11 protein-coding genes are annotated in these 8,095 nt (G+C 47.7%); 9 read left to right on the top strand and 2 right to left on the bottom strand.

Translation table 11 applies throughout. The annotated features are described in order from the left end of the window. Positions 1–85: 85 nt before the first annotated feature. From OEW58_13710 to OEW58_13695, 4 genes are all read left to right on the top strand, one after another. On the top strand, positions 86–1,123 hold the full coding sequence (locus tag OEW58_13710) for an ATP-binding protein (protein MDH5302403.1): 1,038 nt from the start codon (positions 86–88) through the stop codon (positions 1,121–1,123). After that, positions 1,116–1,697, top strand: a complete 582-nt coding sequence (locus OEW58_13705; GenBank protein MDH5302402.1) for an HNH endonuclease — start codon at positions 1,116–1,118, stop codon at positions 1,695–1,697. Before OEW58_13710 ends, OEW58_13705 begins: the two co-directional genes overlap by 8 nt. Before the next feature lie 113 nt (positions 1,698–1,810). Beyond that, entirely contained in the window at positions 1,811–2,188 is a 378-nt protein-coding gene (locus tag OEW58_13700) for a YbaN family protein (GenBank protein MDH5302401.1), read from the top strand. A 178-nt stretch (positions 2,189–2,366) separates the two neighbouring features. Further along, positions 2,367–3,374 (top strand): nucleoid-associated protein, encoded by a 1,008-nt coding sequence (locus tag OEW58_13695; protein MDH5302400.1) that lies wholly within the window; start codon positions 2,367–2,369, stop codon positions 3,372–3,374. 42 nt (positions 3,375–3,416) lie between these two features. On the opposite strand, the gene OEW58_13690 is transcribed toward OEW58_13695, so the two are convergent. Next, positions 3,417–3,725 (bottom strand): YebG family protein, encoded by a 309-nt coding sequence (locus OEW58_13690; GenBank protein MDH5302399.1) that lies wholly within the window; start codon positions 3,723–3,725, stop codon positions 3,417–3,419. Positions 3,726–3,855: 130 nt separating this feature from the next. Further along, positions 3,856–4,080, bottom strand: coding sequence for a hypothetical protein (locus tag OEW58_13685; protein MDH5302398.1), 225 nt, complete (start codon positions 4,078–4,080; stop codon positions 3,856–3,858). Between the two features lie 205 nt (positions 4,081–4,285). On the opposite strand from OEW58_13685, the gene OEW58_13680 reads away from it, so the two are divergent. From OEW58_13680 to OEW58_13660, 5 genes are all read left to right on the top strand, one after another. After that, complete coding sequence (locus tag OEW58_13680; GenBank protein MDH5302397.1) at positions 4,286–4,852, top strand: ATP-binding protein; 567 nt, start codon at positions 4,286–4,288, stop codon at positions 4,850–4,852. Further along, positions 4,843–5,850 carry a DNA polymerase III subunit delta' gene (locus tag OEW58_13675; protein MDH5302396.1) on the top strand — a complete coding sequence of 336 codons (1,008 nt, stop codon included), beginning with the start codon at positions 4,843–4,845 and terminating at the stop codon, positions 5,848–5,850. Before OEW58_13680 ends, OEW58_13675 begins: the two co-directional genes overlap by 10 nt. Before the next feature lie 36 nt (positions 5,851–5,886). Further along, positions 5,887–6,702, top strand: a complete 816-nt coding sequence (locus OEW58_13670; protein ID MDH5302395.1) for a TatD family hydrolase — start codon at positions 5,887–5,889, stop codon at positions 6,700–6,702. Next, complete coding sequence (locus OEW58_13665) at positions 6,699–7,883, top strand: class I SAM-dependent rRNA methyltransferase (GenBank protein ID MDH5302394.1); 1,185 nt, start codon at positions 6,699–6,701, stop codon at positions 7,881–7,883. Before OEW58_13670 ends, OEW58_13665 begins: the two co-directional genes overlap by 4 nt. A gap of 20 nt (positions 7,884–7,903) precedes the next feature. Further along, positions 7,904–8,095: prolipoprotein diacylglyceryl transferase (locus OEW58_13660; GenBank protein MDH5302393.1), on the top strand; the 192-nt coding region annotated here is incomplete at its 3' end.

Below are 8,095 nucleotides of genomic sequence, written 5' to 3'. Positions count from 1 at the left end.
TGGATGGCTGCGTCCATGTCGAATTGAATTTTGTGGGTCATGTTTCATCTCTTTTTGGTGTAGTTTAAAGAAATGACACAGAATTATGAACAGTACCGGGAAGGATAAAAGTAGCGTTAATAGAGTTGGGAGTATAGGGTATTCGAGTGGCGCAAATGCGGACCTTCTAATTCAAAACACGGACTCCGCACAATACCAAGTTGGTTTATCTAACCAGCAGCCTGCTAAATGTTTTTATATTCCCTCACATAGGCCTATTTTTAGGTATCAAGCCGTACAAAATATCCCAACAGCTAAAAAGACGAAGCAGAGTGCTTTTGATGAGGTTTCTAATGTAAATAGGAATAGAGTTCTCCATAACCATAGTCATGAGCCGGCCAGCTTTATAATGAAAAACACCCTAATTGGATGGGCGATTAATGGTTATGGGGTAACTAGTGGCACCAAGACAATTATGGCCCAAGATCGAGATCAAATTCAGTATTTTGAAGGGTTTCAGGAAACACTTAGGAAGATTCTACCAAAGTCACTAGGATTTAAAGAATTCGAAATCCGGAATATGGAAATCGTATTTGTTTGTAATGATGGCGCAGATGAGTTTCTTTTGGAAACTGCATCAGGGGGAGTTAGTGCCCTAATAGACATTGCTTGGCAAATATATATGTTTTCTTCTAAAGATAATCCAGACTTTACAGTAATTATTGATGAGATAGAAAACCATCTACATCCGACTATGCAGCGACGCATTCTCCCAGATTTGCTTAGAGCATTCCCCGTAGCTAGATTTGTTGTTTCTACACATAGTCCTCTTATCGTTGGGTCCGTGAAAGATTCAAGTATCTATGCCTTGGCCTATAACTCGGATAATAAAATACAATCTAGATATCTAGATTTTATGCATGAAGCGAAGACGGCGAGTGAAGTGCTAGATGAAGTGTTGGGAGTCTCATTTACTATGCCTGTATGGGTCGAAGAGGAGCTGGAGAGGATAATAGCTAAGTACAGTAGAACTGATCTTACCAAAGAAGATTTTATCTCGCTTAGGAAAGAATTGTCTGAATTTGGTTTGGAAAAGATGGTTCCATTTGCAATTCAAGGGCTAGTGGAGGGTAATAGTGATTAAGCTCAATAGGCCTGAATGCCCGCATCCTTCTGCACTAAAAAAAAGGGATTATAAGCATCACCGAAATAAGCAAGCTCTAAAAATCTCATCGTTTGATAAGTGTATGTATTGTGAGAGTAAAATATCTCATATAGATTACGCACATGTTGAACATATAAAACCCAAAGCAGCAGATAAGTTTCCTGATCTTGAGTTTGATTGGAGTAATCTAGGTTACGCCTGTCCAAAATGTAATAACGAAAAGTCTGATAAGTATCACGTTGAATTACCTTATATAAACCCATATGAGGATGATCCAAGTGACTTTTTCTTTGCGTCTGGATCGTGGCTGTTTATCAAAAATGGCAATGAGAGAGCGGACATAACAATTCAGGATATAGCTCTTAATCGGCCTGAGCTTCTAGAAAAAAGGCTTGAAAGAATATCAGACATACAAAAGTCGATCATTGCGTGTTTTCGAACACAGAATCTGGCTTTAAGGCAGAACGCACTGAATGAGCTTAAAAAAGAAGCGGATGAAGATAAGGAGTATTCGTTTTTCGTAAAAGCGCTTTTGCTTGCTCATGAAGCATAATAAGACATAACCATAGCATGCAGCAGAGCCGAATTGCGGCCTGCTGATGCAAGGCGTCAATAATTTAGAGAGACTATGTTTAAAGTGCGAATGATAAAAACTGATTTGGTTGTATGACTCGCCTGGTTTTCCAAATACTCGCCTACTTTTTCTTGGCTCTCGCAATCGTGGGCATGCTTTTGCCGGGATTGCCTACCGTTCCGTTTTTACTTTTAACCGCATGGTTTGCAGCAAGAGGTTCTGAACGCTTGCATGGTTGGTTATACGCTCACCCCCAATTAGGGAAGTTATTAATTGACTGGGAGCAACAAAAGGCTATCTCGAGGACCAGCAAACGAATAGCCATATTTATGCTAATTGTCAGTTGGGTTGTGATGTACTATCGGATAGAGAATGTTTGGGTTCTAACAGGTATTGCAATACTATTCGTTGTCATTGGGGCTTACCTTATGAGTCGGCCAGAGCCAAAACAAGATGGCGGCGGAGCTTAGGAAAAGGAAGCGGGGGCAGGCCAGCACGCCAGCGAAATGAATCCTGTCATCGGCGTCACTGCACCCTACGATTGAGGCGGAAAGCCAGAGCCTGTTCACTAGGCGATTTTTTGACCTGATTAGAAAGCCAAGAAGTGCGGTAGAATGTGCGCCGTAGTTTGTATTTTGAGCGTATCCCATGTCTATCAGCCATATTACCGCCCACCATCTGTCTGCCTCCTTTGATGCCGAGGCGCAATTATCACTTCGCGACAACGAACTTGCTGGCGGCGAATCCAGCGAGGAATTGCTCGGACAGCTTAAAAAAAGTTTTTTGGGCAGGCTCAAACGCCAGCACGGTAGCTTTGTGGCTGACGAGTCACAATCGGTGCTGCGAAACAATTTGCGCCTGCTGGAGCGCGGTGAGTTGGGATTTATCGCGCTGACGCAGCAGTGGATGCAGACACTGTTGGCGCAGGTGAAAGAACATGACATTGAGTTGGATGTGCACTTTCTGTTTTTCCTCGACACATTGAGCGAACGCCAGCAGGTGTTTTATCTGTTTGGTGTGCATCAGTCGCAGAGCCTTGCCATCAATGACAGTCTTGAGGTGACTCACAGCTACAGCATTGACACGGGGCCTTCGCTGTTTGGCGTCAAGGTGGACTTGGGTGAGTGGGCGCAAAAGGAAGATTCCAGCTACATCACCATGGTGCATCCGCGTGGCAATCCCAAATTGATGCGCGCGTTTGAGCGGGTGACTGGTTTTGTACAAAAAGTCGACAAAAAGGAAGCGACCGAGGCTTTTCTGCAGGGGGTGGAATCGTTCGCTAAAACCTTGCCGGAGGAAAAGGCCAGAGAGGTTCGTGCGCAGATTGTTAGCCATTGCATTGCGCAAGACGGACAAGATCGGCCGGTGAGTATTCCAGGTTTGTCAAAAGAGCTGAACGGTATTGATGTCGAACAATTTGCGCGACAAATGAGCAACTACCAGCCCAAGGGGCAGGAAGAAATCATGGTCGACAAACGCAGCCTGCAACGCTATGTGCGTTTTTCAGGTCGAGACAAGGATCTGGTCATCAGTTTTTCAACCTCGCACTTGCATCATCGGGTGGATTACGATGAACAGACGGATTCACTGACGATTCGTGGTGTGCCCAAGGCTTTGCGCGAGCAATTGCGGCGTTATCTGAAATCGGAAGCGTGATGCCAAAACAGGAAAGGCTCCCGTTTTGGCATCATCTTGGGGTTAAGCGTGGGCTTCGGCCAGCAGCGGTGTGACGTTGTCTGGCAAGCGGTCGTCGTCACTGGGGGACGAGGCCAGTTTTTCCAGCGCCTCGGTGTTGCCCTTGCAGGCTTCCATGACAGCTTCTTTGTTTTTGGCCAGCAGGATGCCGAAGGTTTCGGCCTGTTGTGGATCAATGCCGGCAATGTGCGTGGTCAGCAAATTGGTGAAATGTTCGCCCAGCTCCAGCATTTTGTCATAGGCTTCAGCGTCTTTTTTGTTGGTAAACATAGTATTGTCTCTGTCACAGATCCATTTAACGATAACGGCCATATTTTTGCCCTCAACTAATGTGCGAAAAAAGCTGTATATAAAAACAGTTTGATAACTGTATATGAATACAGTTATTTGCGCAAGCATTCCGTTGGATTCTGGCTGAATCGTTTTAAATGGAGGTGATCTGCTAGGCCATCAGATCAATCATCCGGCCTTTGATTTCCGCGCTTTTGGCTTCCATTTCCAGGGCGTTGCTGACGACTTTGCCGGCGGTTTGACTGGTTTCTTGCTGGACTCTATCCATGTGCTGCACGACCATGCTGCGGTTGTTGCGCTGCGCACTGGCTAACTGATTGACGGTTTGGTTGATTTGCTGCATCGCTGAAAAGTTGGTCGCAATATTTGACGCCATGTTGTGTCCTCGTTTCGCAATGACCTACCTGGCAGGGGTTATCGTCTGAATTTGAGGGTATTTTCGGCAAAAAAACTGGGCCTTGGCCGTGGTCGTATCTTGTTGTTTTTCAAAGACGAATATTTAGAGTGGCGTCGCCGTCGCACAAGGCCGGTGGTTTATGGCAAACTAGCACCCTTTGCTTAGAATTATTTAGGGTAGGGTTGTGAAATTAGGATTATGTGGAGCACATCGGACTGGCAAGACCACGCTGGCTGCGGAGTTCGCAAAGCAGCAGAATGTGGCGTTTGTGCGCACAACCACCAGCGAGGTGTTTGCCCAGCACAACCTGGACCCCGCCAAGCCGATGGATTTTGCGACTCGGTTGTGGATTCAGCACAAGGTGCTGGACGCGGCTGAGGCTATCTGGCAGGCGCAAACGTCCGATTTTGTGACCGATCGAACGCCACTGGACATGCTGGCCTACACCTTGGCGGATGTGAAAGGTGACACTGTCGTCGATATGGACGAGCTCGACCAATATATGCTGCGTTGCTTTGAGTCCACCGAGCGGTTTTTTGACCGGCTGGTGTTGATTCAGCCGGGAATTCCGTTGGTGTTTGAGCCGGGCAAAGCCGCATTGAATGAAGCCTACATCGAAGCGTTGAACACGATCATTACCGGTCTGATGTATGACGAACGTCAGGAATTGGATGCGGACACCATGCCGCGCCCGATTATTGATTTGCAGGAACGGGTAGATTTTCTGCGGGATGATTTGGAATGGCTGTGACGGCTTTTCAGCCCTATCCCTGGCAACTGGGATACTGGAATAAATTGCAGCAGCGACGAGCTCGCGGCAGTTTGCCGCACGGCTTGTTGCTGGAAGGGCCGGAAGGACTGGGCAAGGCCGAATTTGCGGTGGCGTTTGCTGCCAGCTTGTTGTGTCGCGCGCCGGATTCGCAGGGGCGGGCCTGCAATCAATGTGAAGCCTGTCATTTATTTAAAGCGCATACCCATCCTGATTTTAAATTGATTGAACCTGCTGAAGAAGGCAAGGCAATCACCGTCGATCAAATTCGCGAGGTGGTGCACTATCTTTCGCTGAGTTCGCATCACGGCGGCGTAAAAGTAGTCGTGATTCAGCATGCCGAAGCGATGAACGTCAATGCAGCAAACGGACTGTTAAAATCGCTGGAAGAACCGCCAGGAAATACGGTGATGATGCTGGTGACTGGACGACCCACGGGCTTGTTGCCCACGATACGGAGTCGTTGCCAAAGTATTTTATTTGCGCTGCCTGAGCGACATCTCGCCAAGGACTGGTTGACCATCCATTTGCCGGGTGATGAAGACGCGGATTTGTTGTTGGCCCTGGCCAATGGTGCGCCGCTGAAGGCTTTGGATTTTGCACAAAAGAAAGTATTGGATTGTCGCAGTGAATTATTGCACAGCCTGGAGGATGCGCTTCGCCCACGTGCGGATTTGCTGAAAGTCTCCAAATTGTGGACCGAGACTGGTTGGAGCATCACGTTGTATTGGCTGTACAGTTACGTTGCCGACATGGTGCGATTAAAAGTCAGCGATCAGCCTTCGATACTGAACAACCCTGATTCGCTGGAGCGGCTACAGCGTTTGGCAGCGCAGTTAGGCGTGAGCGGATTACTGGATTTTGCCAATAGCGTGATCAAAGCACAAAGAAGTTTACGTGGTAACGCCAATCCACGATTGACCATGGACGAACTGGTGTTGGCGTGGCGCGAAACGTATACGCAAGCACACGCCAAATAGCGTGAACAGCCTGTTTATTTGCAACCGAGAGAATTTTTGAAAGAACACATTATGCGGAATCAGCCCATTGTCGATTCTCATTGCCACCTGGATTGTTTAAAAGGTGGCGAAACCCTGGACGGTGTGTCGCATTACCTTGCTGCGGCGGCTGTTCGAAATGTTGAACATTTTCTGTGCGTTTGCATTGACTGGGAAAATTTACCAAAAGTAAAAGCTATTGCGCAGCATTTTCCTCAAGTGAGTTGCTCTGTCGGGGTTCATCCCAATCATCATGAAGGCTATGAGCCAACAGTGACAGATTTAGTGCGCGAAGCCAGTCATCCTAAAATGGTGGCGATCGGCGAGACCGGGCTGGATTATTTTCGCAGCGAGGGTGATTTGCGCTGGCAGCAAGATCGGTTTCGGACTCATATCCGGGCGGCGCGTGACTGTGGCAAACCGCTGATAATCCATACACGAGAAGCCCGCGAAGACACCTTGCGCATATTGGCAGAAGAAAATGCCCGTGATGTGGGTGGTGTGATGCATTGCTTTACCGAAAGTTGGGATGTGGCTCAGGCGGCGATGGACATGAATTTCTACATTTCATTTTCCGGCATTGTTACGTTCAAAACCGCGGTCGAATTGCAGGAAGTCGCCAGAAAAGTTCCCCTGGAACGCATGCTGATTGAAACCGACAGCCCATATTTAGCGCCGATTCCGCATCGTGGCCAGCAAAATGAACCGGCCTATGTCAGTCATGTTGTCGACTTTATCGCCAAACTGCGCGGTGAGCCGGTTGATGTGGTTGCACAGGCGACGACCGAAAATTTTTATCAATTATTTAATGGTGCCAAAGGAAATCTGCAATGAGCAAAACTTTGGTTTTGCGACGTGGCGAAGAACGTCGTGTACAGGTCGGCCACCTGTGGGTGTTTAGCAATGAAGTGGACATCCAGAAAACGCCATTGAAAGAATTTCAGCCGGGAGAAACGGCTACCTTGTTGCGCTTTGATGGCAAAAAACTGGGCACGGTGTATGTGAATCCAAATTCGCTGATTTGTGCCCGTTTGATTTCTGCATTGCCAGAGCAAAAAATGGACAAGCAATGGTTTAAACATCGCTTGCAGCAGGCGTTGGCATTGCGGGAACAGATGTACGATCAGCCTTATTATCGCTTGGTGTTTTCCGAAGGCGATTTCATGCCGGGGCTGATTCTCGACCGATATGGCGATTATTTTGTTGCCCAGTTGAATACCGCGGCGATGGATAGGGCTAGGGATGAACTGATTGCGGTGTGCTGTGAGATGTTTCAGCCCAAGGGCATCACGCTGCGTAATGATTCTGGCTCGCGTGCTCAGGAACAATTGGCTGAAAGCGTCGAAGTGGTTTATGGACAGGTGCCTGAAGAATTAACTTTGCTGGAGGATGGGGCGGAGTTTGCTTTTGCTCCCTTGTCTGGACAAAAAACCGGTTGGTTTTATGATCAACGCCACAATCGGCAGAGTTTGAAAACATTTGCCAAAGATAAAACCTGTCTTGATTTGTTCAGTTACGTTGGTGGCTGGTCAATTCAAATGGGGCGCGCAGGTGCGCGGGAAGTCGTTGCAGTAGACGCTTCGCAACCAGCGATTGATCGTGTGCTGGATAATGCGAAGCGTAATGGTCTGGATAGCAAAATCAGTGCGCTTTGCGGTGATGTTTTTGAAATCCTGAAGCAATTTAAACAGGATGGTCGAACCTTTGATTTGATCGTGGTTGATCCGCCGGCGTTTATCAAACGCAAGAAAGATGAGAAAGAAGGCGCATTGGCATATCAACGTGCAAATCGATTGGCGATGGAAATTCTCAATCCAGGCGGTATTCTGGTTTCCTGTTCCTGTTCGCATCATTTTTCTGCCGGGCAATTACAGCGAGCGCTGCTAAAAGGTGCGGGGCAGTTGCGTCGAGAAATGCAAATTCTTGAGATCGGTCAGCAGTCACCCGATCATCCGATACATCCGGCAATCCCCGAGACTTCGTATCTCAAGGGTTTTTATTGTCGTTTACTTTAGCGTAATTCATTCGAGGTCATATGCTGACATTTCCTGAAATCAATCCAGTTGCGCTCGATCTGGGGCCGGTGAAAGTTCACTGGTATGGCGTGATGTATCTGCTGGCATTTGCCCAGTTTTATTTTTTAGGAAAATGGCGTGCGCAGCAAAATAAGTCCGGCTGGACAGCGCAGGAGGTCAGCGATCTGGTGTTCTATGGCGCGATGGGCGTC

This window comes from Gammaproteobacteria bacterium (assembly GCA_029884425.1).
Lineage (GTDB): Bacteria > Pseudomonadota > Gammaproteobacteria > S012-40 > S012-40 > JAOUHV01.
This window is presented reverse-complemented; position numbering and strand designations above follow the sequence as displayed.